This window comes from Methylobacterium sp. J-090 (assembly GCF_022829345.1).
GTDB lineage: Bacteria > Pseudomonadota > Alphaproteobacteria > Rhizobiales > Beijerinckiaceae > Methylobacterium.
Genome location: NZ_JAKSXV010000103.1, coordinates 1 through 312 on the forward strand (window position 1 = coordinate 1; position 312 = coordinate 312).

Here is a 312-nt window from a genome sequence, read left to right on the forward strand (position 1 = left end):
TTGGCGTGGAGCGAATGTTCGGGTCGGGGGAGGCGATACCCCTGGACAAGCGCCCACTCGAAGCGAACGCTGAGGCGGCCCGGCGGGTGGAAGTAGGTGATGAGGGACGCCGACGGCAGGCAGGTCTCCGGGTGCTCGGCGTTGAACCGGCAATCGATGGCGTGGCCTGAACCCTTGCTCTCGTCCTGGGTGACCGACCGCCGCCGGCCGGCGGCGCCCCGGAGCTGCTCGTTGACGAGGTCGATCCCGGTGCTCATCTCGGTGACCGGATGCTCGACCTGGATGCGGGTGTTCATCTCGATGAAGTAGAAC

The 312-nt window shown here is 67.0% G+C and carries 1 pseudogene; it reads right to left on the minus strand.

The features are described from left to right. Positions 1–312, minus strand: a pseudogene (locus MKK49_RS21185) (acetyl-CoA carboxylase biotin carboxylase subunit); the annotation flags it as partial.